Consider the following 18,263-nt stretch of genomic DNA (forward strand, 5'->3'; position numbering starts at 1 on the left):
TTGGCGGAAATGAAAGGAGAATGGAAGCGGTTATGTACAAAAGATTAAGTATGGTTTTGTTCCCGTTCCTCTTGCTTGCATTAATCGGTGCCGGAGTCTGGGGCTACTTGGAGCATCAGGAGAAAAACACGATTTTGATCAAAGCGGAAAATCAGTACCAGCGTGCGTTTCACGATCTTTCCTTCCATGTGGACAAGCTACATACCGAGCTTGGAAACACGCTGGCGGTCAATTCTACCTCCGAACCGTCCTACCGGAAAGGTCTTGTCAATGTATGGAGATTGACCAGCCAGGCGCAAAGCGATATCAACCAGCTGCCGCTCTCGCTGCTGCCGTTTAACAAAACGGGGGATTTCCTGGCGAATATGGCCAACTTCTCCTATCGGATGTCTGTCCGCGATATGACGAAGCAGCCTTTGACGGAAGATGAGATGAAGACGCTGAACACTTTGTACGACCATTCGAACGAAATTACGAAGGAACTGCGGGGCGTGCAGGATAAAGTGATGACCAAAAATTTGCGCTGGATGGACGTGGAAACCGCCCTGATCTCGCAAAAAGAGGTTCGCGACAACGCCATCATCGACGGCTTTACTACCGTGGACAAAAAAGTGGGAGCTTATCCGGAGCTTAACTGGGGACCCGGCAGCTTGAACATTTTGCAAAAAAACGACGTCAACACGCTCTCCGGCAAACAGATGACCGCCGAGGAGATCAAGCAGAAAGCCGCGCAGTATTTGGGCCACAAGGATACCTCCAAAATTCAGGTGGTCGAAAACGGCGGCAGCGCTCCCGAATATCAAAGCTTCAGCGTCATCGTGCCCGGCGGAGACGGCCGGGAAAACGATATTCACCTGGACTACACGAAAAAGGGCGGCCATCTCGTGTACTTCATGAAGCCGCGGACTGTGAATGAAAGGAAGTACGATTTGCGGCAAGCGCGCGACGCGGCAAACGAGTTCCTGGATCAGCACGACTATAAGGATATGAGCGCAGTCAGCTACGATCAATACCAGAATCATGCGAACATCATATTCGCCAAGCGTCAGGACGACGTGCTGATCTATCCGGAGCAAGTGAGCGTCACTGTTGCGCTCGACAATCTGGAAGTGACGGGCGTTCATGCGACCGATTACCTTTTCGGACACAAACAGCGCATGATCGGCAAGCCGAAAGTGACCGAGGAAGAAGCGCGCAAAACGTTGAGCCCGCACATGCAAATGTCCGGCCACTCGCTGGCCGTCATCAAGAATGAGCTCGACCAGGAAGTGCTGTGCCATGAATTTATCGGCAAAATGAGAGGCAACACGTACCGCGTCTACGTCAACGGAGATACCGGAACCGAGGAAAAAATCGAGACGATCCGGCCGGAGCAGACGGTCGCGGCGGCCAAATCAATATAAGCGTTCAAGGAAAGCGGGGGCTATTCCCGCTTTCTTTTTTGCATATATAGATTTTGTGTATGCTCGGGTTTTGGCAAGCGGAAGATTTGATGAACATCGTGCGGCTCGGCGTTATGAAAGAGGTATCGCGCGATTTTCTAACGTCTATCGGGGCAGTTTTTTGCACGACATGTTCTTTTGCCATCCCGAAACGGTGGTGGTGGCGTTGTGCTTCCTAATACGCACCACTCCCGACGGGGAACCAGTGGGGCCATTTCTTAATGTACGCCTCTTCCGGCGCGGGTTGCAGATGCTGCACGGAAGGGGGGGATGAGGTGGCTTGGCAAGCCGATCTAGGATGAAACCTAGCGAAAGTCAGATCACCCTGGAAAGTCGCGACACCTTGTTAAGGTTAGGGGAAGCGGTAGGGTCGTTTCCCAACGTATGCCTCCTGGCATAGGTCGTGGAAGTGCGCAACTGGGCAGGAAGCAGGATGGTAGGGTGAAAACCTGCGAAAGTGCAGTTTTTTTCTGCGGAATTGGCTTATAATGGCGAAAAACCTGCAAAAGTACAGGAATTTTTGCTGAAAGTGCATCTGAGTCCATGTATTCGGTAAAAAGCCTGCACTTTTGCAGGAATTGTTCGTAGCCAGTAATTGAGGACGCAAATTCATGTATTTTTGCAGGTTTTTTTGTGCAACTAGGCAAATTGGGGGTATCGCCTCTGACGTGGGGGGGAGCCTGACTTTAGCAGGCTTTCTTCGCACAGCCAGGCAGATTGCGGCTATCACCTCTGACGCGGGGGATTAGGCAGCCAGGCCATCTGGCTTTGCGGGCGGGTTCCAGCAACTGCCTGATTTTTGCAGATTTTACGCGCATTACTGAGGTCCTTTTTTTGCATGTTGTCTGCGAATGGCAGGTGTCGGTTGTCATTCACAGCTTTTTCTCACCATGTCGGTGATGCCGGTCGTTCATTTTCCGACGGATGTATTCGTTTGTCACCCGCAGGGTGATTTTTTTTATTTGCTTTCTAAAATCGGTTGTCATGTTATAATCAGAGATGTAGTGCTTAAGAAGCAGATTTTGACATAAAATGCGTTGGAGGTGCAGGCTTTGTTTCCTAAGGTTAACCAAATTTTACATATGCAGATCAATTCCATTGACGAAGAGGAATCCAAGATCGAATACAAGTCGAGAATTGCCGACATTTCGGATACGACTATTGTTATCGAAGTTCCGCTGAACGAGACGACCGGCAGATTCAAAAAATTGTACACAGGCGATGAACTGAGCACTTATTTTCTGGGCAGCGACGGCGTGAAAAACTATTTCACCACTACCGTTACAGGTTCCAGCGAAGATGTCATCCGCTTGGTCGAGCTGAAAAAGCCGGAGCCGGAGGCGATCACCCAAGTTCAGCGGCGCAGCTTTCTGCGCGTGCTTGCAGAGCTGGAAGTGGCCGTCCGGATATCCGAGCAAATCCAGTTTACCGCGCTGACCGACGATGTAAGCGGAGGCGGCATTTCCTTTATTTGCGACGCTCACGTACCGATCGGGGTCAATATGCAGATCTCCTGTTGGGTGCTGGTGCCGTTCAAAAACGGAAGCATCGAGCACATTCCGCTCAAGGGCGAAATCGTCCGCATCAAAGAGCTGGAAAGCGGCCGGCAGCTCGCCATGGTAAGATTTGTCGAAATCGTCGACCGCGACCGGCAAAAGCTGATCCGGTTCTGCTTTGAAAGACAGATGGAATTCCGCAAAAGATAATGCATAGAATCGCCGCGCCTGGGCATACTACGATGCAAAATGCCAATAACAAGCGGGTGATTCCATGAAATCGGATCAAGAAGATCCGGATTACGAGCGGCTGTTCATCGTCTTTTCCGCCAAGGTGGAGAAGGCGTTGATCCGGCTGACGCTCGTTTTTTTCGTTCTGCTGCTGTGCGCGCAATCGCTGCTGCACATTCCGTACGTACGCAAGCATTTTACGAGAGTCGATCCTTTGGAAGGCAAACCGTATCCGATAGGCCGGCAAACCGGCGGCGAGTGATTCTAGTTTTGCATATGGTTTTTGGGTGTGGTATAATTTTCATCATTAGCAGGCAGTGCCTGCTTTTTTGTTCGTAAGGTATTGTTAAGGAGGAGCCGCAGCTTGGAAAAGTTCAATATTGCCATAGATGGCCCCGCCGGAGCCGGTAAAAGCACTATCGCACGGCTTGTCGCAGGCGTGCTTGGTTTTGTTTACGTGGATACCGGGGCCATGTATCGGGCAGTAACGTGGAAGGTACAGCAGGAAGGGCTGCTTCCTCACCAAGAAAAGGAAGTCATTGCTTTGGCGAATCGCATGAACATCGTGCTGGTGCCCGGTTCCGACGGACAACAGGTGCTAGTGGACGGCACGGACGTGACCCGCGAGATCCGCAAGACTTCCATTACGGATCATGTTTCCCAGATCGCCAGCATCGGCGCCATCCGGGAACTGCTTGTAGCCATGCAGAAGCAAATGGCGGTATCCAAAGGCGTTGTCATGGACGGCAGAGATATCGGCACCCATGTCATACCGGACGCTGAACTCAAAATATTCCTTACGGCCAGCGTCAAAGAGCGTGCGGAGCGGCGTTTCAAAGAAATGCAGGACAGCGGTTCCGGTACGCTGACGCTCGAGCAATTGGAGCAGGATATCGCGCGCCGCGACCAACTGGATCAGGAAAGAGCGATTTCGCCGCTTAAACGGGCTCCCGACGCTATTCTTATGGATAGTACATCGATGACGATAGATGAAGTCGTTGACGGGATTTTGGGGCTTTGCAAAGACAAAGTCGGAGGTGGCAAATAAGATGCTTTACCGCATCGGCAGAGCGATGTTTCGAGTCATATTCGGCCTGCTTTTCCGCCTTCGCGCGATTGGAACGGACAACGTCCCTGCCCAGGGCGCGGTTGTCCTGTGCGCCAACCATACCAGCTTGTGGGACCCTCCATTACTCGGGTCGCCGCTAAAGCGCATGGTGTACTTCATGGCGAAAGCCGAGCTCTTCGATATTCCGGTATTAGGCACGGCCATCAGCAAAGTGGGAGCTTTTCCCGTGAAACGGGGCGGCGTCAGCAAAGAATCGATTCGCCTGGCGATCCAATTGCTGAAGGACGGCGGCGTCATGGGGATTTTCCCGGAAGGCAGCCGCAGCAACGCCGGAGGAATGGGCAAGAAAGGCGCAGCCAGCCTTGCGTTGAAATCGGGCGCAGCCGTAGTGCCGGTAGCGATCATCGGCGAATACAAGCCGTTTCGCGCCATGAAGATCGTCTACGGGAAACCGGTCGATCTGAGCCCTTTTGCGGCAGCGAGCTCCGATGATCTGGAACAAGCTACCGAATTGATCATGAAAGAAATTCGCGCCCTGCACGCGTCGCACAATAAAGGCTGAGCGCGATGTATGGAATTGAAAGCTTGGAATTATACTATTCTTAAGCGAATGGAATTTTTTGTTTGATACAGAGCAGAAGCTCGCTTGCCGATGCTTTGTGACTTATAAACTATTATTGTAAGTGTTGAATGAGGAGGACTAACCAATGTCAGAAGAAGTAAAAGTGCAAGATCAATCCCAGGAGGTACAAGAAGTTCAAGAGGTGGAGGAAACAGCCGTATCCCAGGCTGAAGCCGAACAAGCGCTGAACAACGTAGCCGTTCTGAAAAAAGGCGCTACGGTTAAAGGTAAAATCGTGAAAGTGGATGCGGACCAAGCGTTCGTTGATATCGGTTATAAATACGACGGCGTTATTCCTGTGCGCGAGCTTTCTTCCGTAACCGTTGAAGACGCAAGCCAAGCGGTACAAATCGGTCAGGAAGTCGAACTGAGAATCGTATCGATCAATGATGCGAAAGAAACACTTGTTCTTTCCAAACGCGCCATCGATAGCGAAAAAGCGTGGGAAACGCTGCAAAGCCAGCTGGAAAAAGGCGAAATTATCGAAGCTGCCGTAGCCGAAGTGGTAAAAGGCGGACTCGTAGTCAACGTCGGCGTTCGCGGCTTCGTACCGGCTTCCATGGTTGAGCGTCATTTCGTTGAAGATTTCAGCGACTACAAAGGACGTACGCTTCGCCTTCGCGTGAAAGAGATCGACCGCGAGAAAAACAAAGTGATTCTGTCCCAGAAAGATGTTCTGGACGAAGAATTCGAAGCGAATAAAAAGAAAATCATCGAAGGGCTCCAAGTGGGACAAGTGCTGGACGGCACGGTTCAACGCTTGACGCAGTTCGGCGCATTTATCGATATCGGCGGCATCGACGGACTTGTACATATTTCCGAGATGGCTTGGCACCATGTCGAGCAAGCTTCCGACGTTGTCAAAGAAGGCGATAAAGTCAAAGTTCAAGTGCTCAAACTCGATCCGGCCAACGAAAAAATCAGCCTCAGCATCAAAGCGACGCAAGAAGGTCCTTGGTCCAAAGTGGAGCGCGAATTCAAAGCGGGAGACATCGTTTCCGGCACTGTAAAACGCCTTGCATCTTTCGGCGCGTTCGTTGAGGTTGCTCCGGGCGTAGAAGGTTTGGTGCACATTTCCCAAATTGCTCACCGTCACATCGGCACTCCTCACGAAGTATTGAAAGAGGGCCAGGAAGTTCAAGTGAAAATTCTTGAAATCAACGCCGCTGAAAAGCGCGTAAGCTTAAGCATCAAAGAGACCGAAGAAGCTCCTGAAGCTCCTGCGGCATCCGCGAAACCGGAAAGAGAAAGACAGCCTCGCGCCGACCGCGACCGCGGCAACAGCGCAAGCCATCAAAAAGAGATTGCCGGCAACGAGAACGTTTCGCTCAGCAATCAAGGTCTTTCCCTGACGCTCGGCGAGCGTTTCGGCGACAAGCTTTCCAAGTTCAAATAAGCGATTCGATGAAAGCTTTCCGGCAGAAAGCACTTAGGAGGACTCAACATGCGTGTTTCACGCAAAATGGAGCATGTCCATTATGCGCTGGAGCTCGGCCAATCCGGCAAGCAGGGCTTGTCGGACGTTAAGCTCGTGCACAATTGTCTGCCTGAGACTTCGACGGATCAAATTGCATTAACGACTCAAATCGGCGAACTCAATCTGAGCTCGCCGATTTTAATTAATGCGATGACCGGCGGTGCTAAGGAGACGGAAATCATTAACCGCGAGCTGTCGATCGTCGCCCGGGAGAAGGGGCTGGCGATGGCCGTAGGCTCGCAAATGTCCGCGATTAAGGATAGCGGGATGGCATCCAGCTATCAGGTGGTGCGCCGCGAAAACCCGGCCGGCGTCATTTTCGCCAATTTAGGCAGCGAAGCGACCGTGGAGCAAGCGCTGCGCGCCGTGCACATGATCGAAGCGGATGCGCTGCAAATTCATTTGAACGTCATGCAGGAGCTGATCATGCCTGAAGGCGACCGCAGCTTTACCGGCATGCTGCGCCGCATTGAAGCGATTGTCCGGCAGGCTGGAGTGCCGGTGATCGTCAAGGAGGTCGGCTTCGGCATCCTGGGGGAGAACGCCAGGGAGCTGCACAACATCGGCGTGCGCATCCTCGATGTCGGCGGGACCGGCGGCACGAATTTTGCCGCGATCGAGAATGCACGGCGTTCATCGGCGCTGGATTGGCTGAACGATTGGGGAAGCCCGACGAGCGTCGCGCTGCTCGAAGCTCTGCAAGTGTATCCCCGCGGCTCGGTCATCGCCTCGGGGGGCATTACGAACGCTTTGCAAGCGGTCAAAGCGCTCGTTCTCGGCGCCTCCGCCGTCGGGATGGCCGGCGCCTTCCTGAAGGTGCTGCGCACCGAAGGAGCGGATGCGCTGCACCGTTTTGCCGGCGAGCTGCACGAGGGGCTCGTCCTGATCATGACGGCGCTCGGCGCCCGCACGGTCAGGGAGCTGTGGGACCGCCCCGCCGTCATAACCGGCGAGACGGCCGAGTGGTGCAGGGCACGCGGCATTTCAACAACCGAATATGCAGAAAGAGGAACCCGGAGTAAATAATTTGTTTTTTGCCATACTAAGGTTCAGACGGAGCTTCCGGACCGATGCGTCCGGAGGCCCGAAGTTCCGCAGGGTGGGTAACGACATGAATTCCGGCTATCTTTCGCTCATTCTCCTCTGCATTGCGCTGATTTTGGTTGTCAGCGGCTGGAAGGAGATTTTTTTAAGAAGTATATCGTACAAGGGAATACTTCTTTTTTTTATGGCTTGGCTCGTTGGCTCGCGAATCGTCATTACATGGGGCCATGTGCAAATGTATGCGGTGTATGCGGGAATCGCTTTGGTCAGCATAGGCATCCTTTTTGCGACTCGGGGCTTCATCCAGAAGCTGCACCTGCTTTCCATCGGACTGCTGCTGGGTTCCTTTCACTTCCTGATCCAGCAGCTGCTGGTGATGGACCCGATACTCATTGTCGGCAATCCCGGGTGGGATACGGCTTTGTTTCTGGCTTTCGCGGTCACGGTCATTCAGCGCAGCGAACTGCAGCAAATCGCTGGGCTTTCCATCGGCTGCCTGCTGGGCGAGCTGTATCAGACAAGCATTCATACGTGGAATGGCATTCACCGGATCGGCGGCACCGGTTTTCAGGATCAATGGTGGCTCGCGGTTTTTGCGGCGCGTGTATTGACCGTTGTGGTGCAGCAAGTTTACAGCGGGTTTCAGGCTGTCTTGGAACGAAAAGGAGGATGGAAAAAGTGATCGAGTGGATCCATGCGAACCGCTATACGACAGGTGTCGTCATAGGTGTCATCTTCGGCATTTTATCCCGGATGAACATGCTGCGCACCGACTATCGGCAGTATCCGACTTACCCGCACGGAAAAATCATTCACATCTCGCTCGGCGTGATCGCGGCGGCTCTGGGGGCGGTCGCGGTTCCGGCGCTGCTGGAAAAAAACTATACGGCCGTTACGTTTTTGTCGCTTGCGGCGCAGCAGTTTCGCGATGTCCGCAACATGGAGAGGCAAAGCTTGTCCAAAATCGACGAGCTGGAGCTCGTTCCCAGAGGAGTATCCTACATCGAAGGAATCGCCATGGTGTTTGAGGGCAGGAACTATCTCGTCATTTTTTCCGCTTTTGCCGCCTCATTGTTCAGCATTATATTTGACTGGTACTGGGGGGCATTGGCAGGGATCGTTTCCATATGGCTGTCGAACTATTTGAAATCCGGCAAAAATTTGTCATCGATCGCTCATATCGAGCAGGCGCCGGTTCGCCTGGATGGGCCGGACCTGTTCGTCGGCTCCATTTACATGATGAACGTCGGCCTTGAAAGCAGCCGCAAGCTGATTCAGGAACAGGCGCTCGGTTATCACCTGAAGCCGAAAAACCGCAACAGCCGCGTTACGCTGGCGAATTTGGGGCAGCGGCAAGCTATTTTGCACGACATCTCCACGCTGTTCGGCGTATACCGCGACGATGGCGAGCCTTCTCTGGTTCCGATGGCGAAACTGAATATTAACGACGGTACGCTGGCGCTCCTGCTGCTGCCGCAAGAGAAGGATGCGGACAAATTGCTGACCGCCCTGAATCGCGTTCCTGTGCTGGAAAGCGCGGTGCGCAAGCCTTCAGAAGCCGGCGTCAATCAACGGAAGGAGGCTTGAACCGATGTCGATGTCGCAAATACTTGCGGTTGTCAGCATGGAGCATGATCGGGTGGGGGGCGGCGCGCCGATTTTTATCGTGGACAGCCCCGAAGAACAGGAAAAAGTTTCATTTTTATTGGAAAAAATATTGAACGCAACGGCTCACGATTTGAAAAACGGCACGATGATCTTGGTAAGGCACTTCTGAGTCATGCGGAAGAAAAGCCTGCCCGAATGAGCGCATCTCATTTGGTATTAGCCAAGCCGTGTCTTTTTTGTTATGATGTAAGTTGTGAATTTTTCCAAAAGCAAAATGAAGTTGACGCTTGCGAAGCCAGTTTTTGTGGCGAACAACACTAGGGAGTGAACAATAAGTGGCCAGACCTGTTATTGCGATTGTAGGACGTCCCAACGTCGGCAAATCGACAATTTTTAATCGTATTGTCGGAGACCGGCTTGCGATTGTGGAAGATAAACCGGGGGTCACGCGTGACCGTTTGTATGGAGTCGGCGAATGGCAGAATCAGCCATTCAGCGTCATCGATACGGGAGGTATCGAAATCGACGGCGATGACGCCATTTTGAAATCGGTCCGCGTGCAGGCGGAGCTGGCGATTGAGGAAGCCGATGTCATTATTTTCATGGTGGACGCCAAAGCCGGCGTCACTCCGTCCGACGAGGAAGTCGCCCAGCTTTTGTTCCGTTCGAAGAAGCCGATCGTGCTTGCCGTTAATAAAGTGGATAATTTGCAGCGGCAGGACGAAATTTACGAGTTTTACAGCCTGGGCTTCGGCGATCCCATCGGCATTTCCGGCTCCCACGGAATCGGAATCGGCGACTTGCTGGAATCGGCGTGCTCCCATTTCCCGCTGGCGGCGGAAGAGGAGTATGGCGAAGAAGTGATCAAGTTTGCGCTTATCGGGCGCCCGAACGTCGGCAAATCGTCACTCACCAACGCTATTCTCGGCGAAGAGCGGGTTATCGTCAGCGATGTGGCCGGAACGACGCGCGACGCGATCGATTCGCCTTTTGAGCGGGACGGGCAAAAGTACGTCATCATCGATACGGCGGGCATGCGCAAGCGCGGCAAAGTTTACGAAAACACGGAAAAGTACAGCGTGATGCGGGCCATGAAGGCGATTGAGCGCGCGGATGTCGTCCTCGTCGTCATCGACGGTCAGGAGGGCATTATCGAGCAGGACAAACATATCGCCGGTTATGCGCACGAAGCCGGCAAAGCGGCCATTTTCGTCGTGAACAAATGGGATATCGTGGAAAAAGACGACAAAACGATGCACCAGTTCACGCAAAAGATTCGCGATCATTTCCTGTTCATGACGTACGCGCCTGTCGTATTCGTCTCTGCCAAAACGACGCAAAGGCTGCACAAGCTGCTGCCGGTCGTCGTGCAGGTAGCGGAAAATCATGCGCTTCGCGTGCAGACGCACGTCTTGAACGATGTCGTCTCCGATGCGGTAGCCTACAACCCGCCGCCGACCGACAAAGGCAAGCGCCTGCGCATCAATTACGCGACGCAGGTTGCGGTGAAGCCTCCTGTTTTCGTGCTTTTCGTGAACGAGCCCGAGCTGATGCATTTCTCGTACGAGCGTTATCTGGACAACAAGATACGGGCGGCTTTCGGCTTCGAGGGAACTCCGATTCGCATATTGAGCCGCAGAAAATCGTCGGATGACGAGTAGGGGGAATTGAGCTTGTATTCGATCATAGCTATAGTTGCGGGATATTTGTTAGGGTCTGTCAGTTTCAGCTATTTGTTTGGAAAATGGTTCAAGGGCATCGATATCCGCAAGCACGGCAGCGGCAACGCGGGCGCGACGAACACGCTGCGCGTGCTCGGCAAAGGCCCTGCCATCATGGTCCTGCTGCTGGATGGGCTCAAAGGCGTCGCGGCCGTCATGTTCGGCGTTTGGGCGGCGCCGGACGAAATATGGATTCGCGTGCTGTGCGGGCTTGCCGCCATCGTCGGCCATAACTGGCCGGTCTACTTCGGATTTCGCGGCGGCAAGGGCATCGCGACCACGATCGGCGTGATGGCTACGCTGTGCTTCATCCCTACCTTGATCGCCGGAATTACCGCTATCGTCATCATTGCCATAACAAGATTTGTCTCGCTCGGTTCCCTTATTCTTACAGCACTTTTACCATTTCTAATTTGGGGGATGGACCGGCCGCTGCCGATCTTGTGGATTAGCATTTTGCTTTGCGTATTTGCCTTTATTCGCCATCGCACGAATATCGTCAAGCTGATTCAAGGCAAGGAGAACAAATTGGGCTCGAAGCGGGCCTGACCGATACTGAATTTAGCCGGTTAAGGAGGCATCCATATTGTCGAATAAAGTTTCGGTACTCGTCGCCGGAAGCTGGGGGACGGCTCTCGCTTCCGTGCTGGCGGATAACGGGAAGCAGGTGCTGCTGTGGTCGCGCAGCGAGCAGCAGGTCCGCGAAATCAATGAAGAGCACCGCAACAGCCGCTTTCTGAATGATATCGAATTGTCGCCGCTTATCGTTGCGACGAATTCGCTGCAGGAGGCCGTTCAGGATGCCGACGCCATCGTGATGGTCGTGCCTTCGTCCGGCATGCGGGAGGTAGCGTCGCGCATTCGCCCGTATTTGAAAAGCGATGCGCTGCTCATCCATGCGACCAAAGGATTCGAAGCAGGCACGCTCAAGCGGATGACGGAGGTCATCGCCGATGAGCTGCCTGATTTCGACGCCAATCGGCTCGTCGTTTTGTCCGGGCCGAGCCATGCCGAAGAGGTCATCTGCAAATGTCCGACGACCGTCGTCGTTGCGGCCCGCGAGGTGGCGGCGGCGGAAGCGGCCCAGGATTTGCTGATGAACGCGTATTTCCGCGTATATACGAATCCTGACGTCGAAGGCGTCGAAGTCGGCGGCGCATTGAAAAATATTATCGCGCTGGGCGCCGGTCTTACCGACGGCCTCGGCTTCGGCGATAACGCCAAGGCGGCGCTGCTTACGCGGGGCCTCGCGGAAATTGCCCGGCTCGGCACAGCGATGGGGGCGAATCCGCAGACGTTCGCCGGGCTTGCGGGCATCGGCGATCTGATCGTCACCTGCACGAGCAAGCACAGCCGCAACTGGCGGGCCGGATACAAGCTCGCGCAGGGCGCGCCGCTGGATGAAGTGCTCGCAGAAATGGGCATGGTCGTTGAAGGTGTGAAGACGACCAAGGCGGCCTACGAGCTGTCCCGCCGCTACCGGGTGACGATGCCGATTACAGATGAGCTGCATCACGTTTTGTTCGAAGGGAAGTCGCCCAAATTGGCGGCGCAAGATTTGATGGGGCGCGTCAAAACGCATGAAATCGAAGAAATCGCCAGCTCCTCGGCGACAAAATGGTTGGGGTAGCCTACACCATACTTAGCCTGCTTTCATACTATACCTTAGATAGTTTAATGATCTCAGGAATAGGGAGGCGGCAATTGTGACGAATCGAGATCTGTCCAAAGACGTTTTGAACGTGGTCAAGAAAAGAACGGGTAAATCCGTTACTCCTAAAGATATCCAAAAAATAGCAAGCGGCGTAAAACCTTCGACGATGACTAGCGAAGCCCAGCTTCGCCAGCTGATCAAACAGATTTCCGGACTGGTCAACGTCAAAGTTTCGGAAGAGACGATGAAGGAAATTATCCAGGCCGTAAAAAGCAGCAAGCTGGACACGAACAACATGCAGGAATTGATGCAAATGATGCTTGGGAAAAATAAGTGATAGAGGCGCTTCCCCTGCGGCGGATTTCATATCGAAGAGCAGGCGGATGATTTTGCAAAAACAGATGGCTTGCAGCGTAAAACCTTGAGCGGCTCTGACCGTCAAGGTTTATTTTTTTTCGGCTTATGCTATAATTAGTGCTGAATTTGCAAATTTAACATTAGGAGCAATGGGAATGTCAGGTTTGGATAAAATGTGGGCGTCGTTTGTCGCCATCGGACTTATGGTCTTTGCTTCCTTATTGATTTCGTTTGCAAGAACGCGTACGAAGGGCGCTGTCCGCGCCATTTTGTCGATCATCGCTTTTTTGCTTTTTATTCCGATTATGGTGTACATGCTGCTTTCAATGCTGTAGACTGCGTGGAGGGTTGAAAGGATGCTGGAGCTTAAAACTCGCAAAGGCCAAACCAAAGTTGAAACCGATACCGGAATGACGATTCTGGATCTTGCTTTGAAACATCAAGTGGACTGGGGCTTCTCGTGCACGCGGGGGACATGCGCCAGATGCCGGTGCTACGTCGCAGCGGGAAGGGAACTGCTGGCCCCGCCGACCGAAGCGGAGGAACTGCGCCTGGAGCCTGAAGAACTGGAGCAAGGCTTCCGGTTGGCCTGTCAATGCGCGATTCGACAAAATGGGGATATTTCCGTCACGCACAAACCATATTTTTAACATCATAGCATACATACGGAAAGGTGTGGGGCCCCTTGTTTTTATCAGAGCCGCTCTGCAGCGGTTTAAATACGATTTACCGGCGGCTGGAGCCGCAGGCTGCGAAATGGCTCGTCGGAGGCAGCTGCGGGCTGCTTTTGCACGGCATTAAGCTGGAGAGAGATCCGAGGGATCTGGATCTGTATATCGATCAGGAAGAGGTGGACCGGGTGCACGAAGCTTTGCGCATCTATGCTACGGACCAGCCGTTATACAGCGAAACCCCGATCTATGCTTCTATTCTTAGTCACTATCAAATTGAAGACAATGCGGTCGAATTGGTAGGTTCCTTCCGCGTTCACGCGCTGGATTCGTCCTATCGTATCGAAGCGGCTTATTTTTGGGATCGCCACAGCACGGAGGTATGCATCGGCGAGAGTACGGTCAAAGTCATGCCGCTCGCCCATGAGCTGCTGTTCAATGTGCTGCGCGGCCGTCCCGACCGCTACGAGCGCATTGCCGAGGCTATGCAGCAGAAGCCCGGCGAGCATTTTCCGGCACTTCAGGATTTGCTGGCCCGCAACAACTGGGGCATTCCGATGCTGCGCCGGCTGGAAATGCTGCTGGACTGCCAATTATAATCCGATTTTCGGTCAAAAAGAAGGGAATAGCGATGGCGCTTTGCGAAGTGCATTTTTGGCCTGACGACAAAAAAATCGGGGTGCGCCCCGGCACAACTTTGCTGGATGCAGGCCGCAGGGCCCGCGTCAACATCCGCACGCGCTGCGGGGCCAAAGCCGCCTGTCTGATGTGCAAAGTAAAAGTGGCCGATGCGGGTGGCCTGGCCCCGATGAATCAGAACGAGCGGCTGAAGCTCGGCGCACAGGCCGACGAAGGATTCCGGCTTGCCTGCCAGGCGCGCGTAACCGGCCCCGTGCAGGTCATCGTTCCGGAAGATCCGCTGAAGGCGGCGATTCGCGCACAGCTTGCCAGGCAGCGGGAGGAAGAAGATTTATTTTAAAAAGGATGATTCCGCGTTGAAAACTTATCTCATACCCCGGCAGCTGAAATTGTACGTTCTATGCTTCTGCCTGCTCGTCCTATTAAGCGGCTGTGCTTATCCGAAAGAGCTGCGTCAGGAAAATAAAATCAATCCCGGCGAATTCATTGCGGTCGTTCAGCAGGCAATTGACAAGTTCCATGAGAAGACGGGCGTTCTGCCGATTAAAAACAGCGATATGAGCACGCCGCTTTATGAGAAATATGTCGTCGATTTCGGCAAGCTGCAAAAAATGAACTATTTGAGCAGCGTCCCGGCCAACGCCTTTGAAAAGGGCGGCATTTTTATGTATGTGCTCGTCAATGCGGAAACGAAGCCGGAAGTGAAGCTGATCGATCTATCTGCGTTTCAAAGCGTAGCCGACGTGCAGGCCAAAGTGGACGCCTATAAAGTAAAGCATAACGGACAGCTGCCCGCCGGCATCGCCATCGATGAAGCGTTCGATTATGTCGATTTTGAGAAGCTGGGCATGAAATCTCCGGAAATCAAATCGGCGTTTAATAGACAAAGTTATGTCAACTACATGCTGGATAAAGTTTCCGGCACGGTGGCGATCGACTATGCGCCGGACATCATGAAGCTGATCCAGGACAAAGCGATGCAAAACTCGCTTGCGCCCGAGCAGGATTTGCGCGATTTGCTCGTAGCCAGCTCCTATTTTGTACCCGCTAAAAGCTATCCTTACTATTGGAAAGACAACCAGCCGCTTCCATCCGATAATTAGCTTTGCTCGCAGGCTGATCCGTAAGCAGCTTTCGGGCTGCTTGCGTAGCCGAGTAGGCGCAGCGCGGGGTCGCGCAAGAGTGCGGCGGAGCTAGGGCAGGCTCAGCGTGGAGTCGCGCAAGGAGTGCGGCGGAGCTGTCATCTCACGAGCAAATAGAAATTACGCAGAAAGCCTGCAAAAGTACAGTTTTTTTCTCGCAGATACGCTTACGGGGAAATATTCCTGCAAAAGTACAGTTTTTTCGCTGCGAATCGGGTTTGGACTCCATTTTGGCCGATAATTCCTGCACTTTCGCAGGCTTTTCCCGAAAACGAGCCACTTCTGCAGAAAATTCCTGTACTTTTGCAGGCTTTTCGATTCAGGCAGCTGAGTTAGGCTTTCGAACCGGGCTTCGCGGCCCGGCAATCGGGCTAAGCCATCGAACCGGGCTTCGCGGCCCGGCAATCGGGCTAAGCCATCGAACCGGGCTTATGGCCCTGGCAATCGCGCTAAGCCATCGAACCGGGCTTCGCGGTCCAGGCTCAGGCTGTCGATCCGCTTGCCGAAACGGGCAAATCGCCGTCTCTGCTGTTAGCCCGCTCACCCCCTCCCTTATTACGGGGACAGCCCTTTCGTCATTCTAATGCCCTGGGTTAGGGGTCTTTCCGACAAACTTACTTTTATTAATGACAGACTTTATGCCGCTTAAGCTGCACAAGGTCTGTCATTTTGCATAAGTATGCCTTCTACTGAGTCCATCGGACAGACTCCCATGGATGGTCCTTAATTTTTTTCAGAATATCAAAGAGCTGTCTCTCATATATTCATTCAGAGGTTCTTTAGCATGGCAGGGAAAGCATGATGTGCTTTTCGGAAATAGGCGCCCGCAAAAAAAGATAGCGGACATCTATCATATTTCTATCGAAAGTACATATATTTCTTACTAGTCCAAATGAATGTACGAGTAGTCAATGGTTACTGCCGAGTAGTCAGTTGACGACCAAACTGTAGGAGGGATTCTCTTGGAGAAAGTGGATATCTTTAAGGACATTGCAGAACGGACGGGAGGGGATATTTACCTGGGGGTTGTCGGCGCAGTCCGAACAGGAAAATCAACCTTTATCAAACGTTTTGTGGAATCTGTAGTGCTCCCCAACATTCAAAGCGAAGCGGACAGGATCCGGGCTACCGATGAACTCCCGCAGAGCGCTGCCGGCCGCACGATTATGACAACGGAGCCGAAATTCGTACCGAATACAGCGGTTCAAATCTCGGTTGCGGAAGGGCTGAACGTTAACGTTCGGCTGGTTGATTGTGTCGGCTATGCAGTCGATGGCGCCAAAGGCTACGAGGATGAAAACGGACCGCGGATGATCAATACGCCATGGTTCGACGAACCGATTCCGTTTCAGGAAGCGGCTGAAATCGGAACGCGCAAAGTCATTCAGGAACATTCGACGCTCGGCGTGGTCGTCACGACCGACGGCACGATTTCCGATATTCCACGGTCTTCTTACGTACTGGCCGAAGAGAGAGTCATCAACGAACTGAAAGAAGTCGGCAAGCCGTTCATCGTCATTATCAACTCGCAAAAGCCTACGGGCGAGCCCGCGCTGGAGCTGCGGAGCGAACTGCAAAGCCGCTATGACGTGCCTGTCGTCACGATGAGCGTGGCGAATGCGGGGGAAGAGGAAATGGTCTCGGTGCTCCGCGAGGTGCTCTACGAGTTCCCTGTGCATGAAGTAAACGTCAACCTGCCGAGCTGGGTCATGGTTCTGGGCGAAAATCACTGGCTGCGCGGCCGCTTCGAGAACTCCGTACGCGATACGGTGCAGGACATCCGCCGCCTGCGCGACGTGGATCGGGTGGTCAGCCAGTTCGCCGAATATGACTTTATCGAAAAGGCCGCTTTGGCCGATATGAACATGGGCCAGGGCGTGGCCGAAATCGACCTCCAAGCGCCGGATGAGCTGTATGACCGCATCTTGCAGGAGGTCGTCGGCGTGGAAATCCGCGGCAAGGATCACCTGCTCCAACTGATGCAGGATTTCACGCATGCCAAGCGCGAGTACGACCAATTCGCCGAAGCGCTGGAAATGGTCAAAACGACCGGCTACGGCATTGCGCCGCCGACGCTGGCGGAAATGGCGCTCGACGAGCCCGAACTGATCCGTCAAGGCTCCAGGTTCGGCGTCCGTCTGAAAGCGACCGCGCCATCCATTCATATGATTCGTGTGGATGTCGAATCCGAATTTTCGCCGATCATCGGGACGGAGAAGCAGAGCGAGGAGCTTGTCCGCTATCTGATGCAGGACTTTGAGGATAACCCGCTCAAAATATGGGAGTCCGACATTTTCGGCCGATCGCTTCACTCCATCGTGCGCGAAGGCATTCAGGGCAAGCTCGCCATGATGCCGGATAATGCGCGCTACAAGCTGCAGGAGACGCTTGGGCGGATCATTAACGAAGGATCCGGCGGTCTCATCGCGATCATTTTGTAAAATTTTCGCAGGAATGTGAAATCATACACCAAAAAACACTCGAAAGAGTGTTTTTTGTCGATTTTTATCGTAATCCAACGCCCGTCAAGCAAAACGGCACTTGAAATTGCCGCCCCGGTGTATTACTATAAATTTATTCGTCTGCTAGGGGGAATTCGTTTTCCCTAATAAAATCAACGATTTTTCGTACGATCATGTATATTTTCTGACGAAACGGTGAAAACAGGAAGTAAATGGAAGTGAGTATTTTTGGGGGGGAGGTGAATGGCATGAATAAATCTGAATTGATTAACAAGGTTGCTGAAACCTCCGAGCTTTCCAAGAAAGATGCGACTAAAGCGGTTGACGCTGTTTTTGACGCAATTTCCGAAGCGCTGCAAAGCGGGGATAAAGTTCAACTTGTAGGATTCGGCAATTTCGAAGTTCGTGAACGTTCCGCTCGTAAGGGACGCAACCCGCAGACTGGTGATGAAATTGAAATCCCTGCTAGCAAAATTCCAGCTTTCAAACCTGGCAAAGCGCTTAGAGACGGGATTCAATAATTGCAAGTCTTACATATGATTTTTCATCATATCAAGCACGAAGCCGTAGCCGCATATTGCTGGCTATCGGCTTTATTTATTTTTACCTGTTTTGCATTAAAATAACC

Annotated in this window: 21 protein-coding genes; all 21 read left to right on the forward strand. The window is 52.9% G+C overall.

All coding sequences use genetic code 11. The annotated features are described in order from the left end of the window. Positions 1-32: 32 nt before the first annotated feature. The 21 genes from ypeB to hbs all read left to right on the forward strand — a co-directional run bounded on the left by ypeB (position 33) and on the right by hbs (position 18,156). Positions 33-1,403, forward strand: coding sequence for a germination protein YpeB (gene ypeB / locus AC6RNO_RS08710; RefSeq protein WP_474681438.1), 1,371 nt, complete (start codon positions 33-35; stop codon positions 1,401-1,403). Positions 1,404-2,494: 1,091 nt separating this feature from the next. Beyond that, entirely contained in the window at positions 2,495-3,148 is a 654-nt protein-coding gene (locus AC6RNO_RS08715) for a flagellar brake protein (RefSeq protein WP_474681437.1), read from the forward strand. Positions 3,149-3,212: 64 nt separating this feature from the next. Then, positions 3,213-3,431 (forward strand): hypothetical protein, encoded by a 219-nt coding sequence (locus tag AC6RNO_RS08720; protein ID WP_488437791.1) that lies wholly within the window; start codon positions 3,213-3,215, stop codon positions 3,429-3,431. Positions 3,432-3,533: 102 nt separating this feature from the next. Continuing rightward, on the forward strand, positions 3,534-4,217 hold the full coding sequence (cmk, locus tag AC6RNO_RS08725) for a (d)CMP kinase (RefSeq protein ID WP_497105205.1): 684 nt from the start codon (positions 3,534-3,536) through the stop codon (positions 4,215-4,217). Position 4,218: 1 nt separating this feature from the next. Further along, on the forward strand, positions 4,219-4,800 hold the full coding sequence (locus AC6RNO_RS08730; RefSeq protein WP_474681434.1) for a lysophospholipid acyltransferase family protein: 582 nt from the start codon (positions 4,219-4,221) through the stop codon (positions 4,798-4,800). A gap of 145 nt (positions 4,801-4,945) precedes the next feature. Then, positions 4,946-6,256: a 30S ribosomal protein S1 gene (rpsA, locus tag AC6RNO_RS08735; protein WP_497105206.1), complete on the forward strand. Its 1,311-nt coding sequence runs from the start codon at positions 4,946-4,948 to the stop codon at positions 6,254-6,256. Between the two features lie 48 nt (positions 6,257-6,304). Then, on the forward strand, positions 6,305-7,363 hold the full coding sequence (fni, locus tag AC6RNO_RS08740) for a type 2 isopentenyl-diphosphate Delta-isomerase (RefSeq protein WP_497105207.1): 1,059 nt from the start codon (positions 6,305-6,307) through the stop codon (positions 7,361-7,363). Between the two features lie 85 nt (positions 7,364-7,448). Then, on the forward strand, positions 7,449-8,063 hold the full coding sequence (locus AC6RNO_RS08745) for a YphA family membrane protein (RefSeq protein WP_474681431.1): 615 nt from the start codon (positions 7,449-7,451) through the stop codon (positions 8,061-8,063). Continuing rightward, complete coding sequence (locus AC6RNO_RS08750; RefSeq protein WP_497105208.1) at positions 8,051-8,968, forward strand: YIEGIA domain-containing protein; 918 nt, start codon at positions 8,051-8,053, stop codon at positions 8,966-8,968. The genes AC6RNO_RS08745 and AC6RNO_RS08750 overlap by 13 nt, the downstream gene beginning before the upstream one ends. A 4-nt stretch (positions 8,969-8,972) precedes the next feature. Continuing rightward, complete coding sequence (locus tag AC6RNO_RS08755) at positions 8,973-9,158, forward strand: capping complex subunit for YIEGIA (protein WP_488437786.1); 186 nt, start codon at positions 8,973-8,975, stop codon at positions 9,156-9,158. 166 nt (positions 9,159-9,324) lie between these two features. Beyond that, entirely contained in the window at positions 9,325-10,650 is a 1,326-nt protein-coding gene (der, locus tag AC6RNO_RS08760; RefSeq protein ID WP_497105209.1) for a ribosome biogenesis GTPase Der, read from the forward strand. 12 nt (positions 10,651-10,662) lie between these two features. Next, the gene (gene plsY, locus AC6RNO_RS08765; RefSeq protein ID WP_497105210.1) at positions 10,663-11,259 is read left to right on the forward strand and encodes a glycerol-3-phosphate 1-O-acyltransferase PlsY; all 597 of its coding nucleotides are present in this window, start codon (positions 10,663-10,665) and stop codon (positions 11,257-11,259) included. A 37-nt stretch (positions 11,260-11,296) separates the two neighbouring features. Continuing rightward, a complete protein-coding gene (locus tag AC6RNO_RS08770; protein WP_497105211.1) occupies positions 11,297-12,340 on the forward strand; it encodes an NAD(P)H-dependent glycerol-3-phosphate dehydrogenase in 1,044 nt (347 codons plus the stop codon). Positions 12,341-12,416: 76 nt separating this feature from the next. Next, positions 12,417-12,701, forward strand: a complete 285-nt coding sequence (locus AC6RNO_RS08775; RefSeq protein WP_474681425.1) for a stage VI sporulation protein F — start codon at positions 12,417-12,419, stop codon at positions 12,699-12,701. 175 nt (positions 12,702-12,876) lie between these two features. After that, positions 12,877-13,056 carry a DUF2768 family protein gene (locus AC6RNO_RS08780; protein WP_474681424.1) on the forward strand — a complete coding sequence of 60 codons (180 nt, stop codon included), beginning with the start codon at positions 12,877-12,879 and terminating at the stop codon, positions 13,054-13,056. Positions 13,057-13,077: 21 nt separating this feature from the next. Continuing rightward, entirely contained in the window at positions 13,078-13,371 is a 294-nt protein-coding gene (locus AC6RNO_RS08785) for a 2Fe-2S iron-sulfur cluster-binding protein (protein ID WP_474681423.1), read from the forward strand. Positions 13,372-13,406: 35 nt separating this feature from the next. After that, the gene (locus tag AC6RNO_RS08790; RefSeq protein WP_474681422.1) at positions 13,407-13,991 is read left to right on the forward strand and encodes a nucleotidyltransferase domain-containing protein; all 585 of its coding nucleotides are present in this window, start codon (positions 13,407-13,409) and stop codon (positions 13,989-13,991) included. A 32-nt stretch (positions 13,992-14,023) separates the two neighbouring features. Next, positions 14,024-14,371, forward strand: a complete 348-nt coding sequence (locus tag AC6RNO_RS08795) for a 2Fe-2S iron-sulfur cluster-binding protein (protein WP_474681421.1) — start codon at positions 14,024-14,026, stop codon at positions 14,369-14,371. 16 nt (positions 14,372-14,387) lie between these two features. Then, positions 14,388-15,134, forward strand: coding sequence for a YphF family lipoprotein (locus AC6RNO_RS08800; RefSeq protein WP_497105212.1), 747 nt, complete (start codon positions 14,388-14,390; stop codon positions 15,132-15,134). 1,001 nt (positions 15,135-16,135) lie between these two features. Then, entirely contained in the window at positions 16,136-17,614 is a 1,479-nt protein-coding gene (spoIVA, locus tag AC6RNO_RS08805; protein WP_474681419.1) for a stage IV sporulation protein A, read from the forward strand. A 269-nt stretch (positions 17,615-17,883) separates the two neighbouring features. After that, positions 17,884-18,156 carry a non-specific DNA-binding protein Hbs gene (gene hbs / locus AC6RNO_RS08810; RefSeq protein ID WP_235122749.1) on the forward strand — a complete coding sequence of 91 codons (273 nt, stop codon included), beginning with the start codon at positions 17,884-17,886 and terminating at the stop codon, positions 18,154-18,156. Positions 18,157-18,263 lie beyond the last annotated feature (107 nt).

It is taken from the genome of Paenibacillus sp. sgz302190 (assembly GCF_059820445.1).

Coding starts and splice junctions, on each gene's coding strand:
- AC6RNO_RS08750 (WP_497105208.1), top strand. CDS start 8,051: ATGGAAAAAGTGATCGAGTGGATCCATGCGAACCGCTATACGACAGGT.
- AC6RNO_RS08780 (WP_474681424.1), top strand. CDS start 12,877: ATGTCAGGTTTGGATAAAATGTGGGCGTCGTTTGTCGCCATCGGACTT.
- fni (WP_497105207.1), top strand. CDS start 6,305: ATGCGTGTTTCACGCAAAATGGAGCATGTCCATTATGCGCTGGAGCTC.
- ypeB (WP_474681438.1), top strand. CDS start 33: ATGTACAAAAGATTAAGTATGGTTTTGTTCCCGTTCCTCTTGCTTGCA.
- hbs (WP_235122749.1), top strand. CDS start 17,884: ATGAATAAATCTGAATTGATTAACAAGGTTGCTGAAACCTCCGAGCTT.
- AC6RNO_RS08745 (WP_474681431.1), top strand. CDS start 7,449: ATGAATTCCGGCTATCTTTCGCTCATTCTCCTCTGCATTGCGCTGATT.
- rpsA (WP_497105206.1), top strand. CDS start 4,946: ATGTCAGAAGAAGTAAAAGTGCAAGATCAATCCCAGGAGGTACAAGAA.
- AC6RNO_RS08785 (WP_474681423.1), top strand. CDS start 13,078: ATGCTGGAGCTTAAAACTCGCAAAGGCCAAACCAAAGTTGAAACCGAT.
- AC6RNO_RS08755 (WP_488437786.1), top strand. CDS start 8,973: ATGTCGATGTCGCAAATACTTGCGGTTGTCAGCATGGAGCATGATCGG.
- AC6RNO_RS08720 (WP_488437791.1), top strand. CDS start 3,213: ATGAAATCGGATCAAGAAGATCCGGATTACGAGCGGCTGTTCATCGTC.
- AC6RNO_RS08795 (WP_474681421.1), top strand. CDS start 14,024: ATGGCGCTTTGCGAAGTGCATTTTTGGCCTGACGACAAAAAAATCGGG.
- AC6RNO_RS08730 (WP_474681434.1), top strand. CDS start 4,219: ATGCTTTACCGCATCGGCAGAGCGATGTTTCGAGTCATATTCGGCCTG.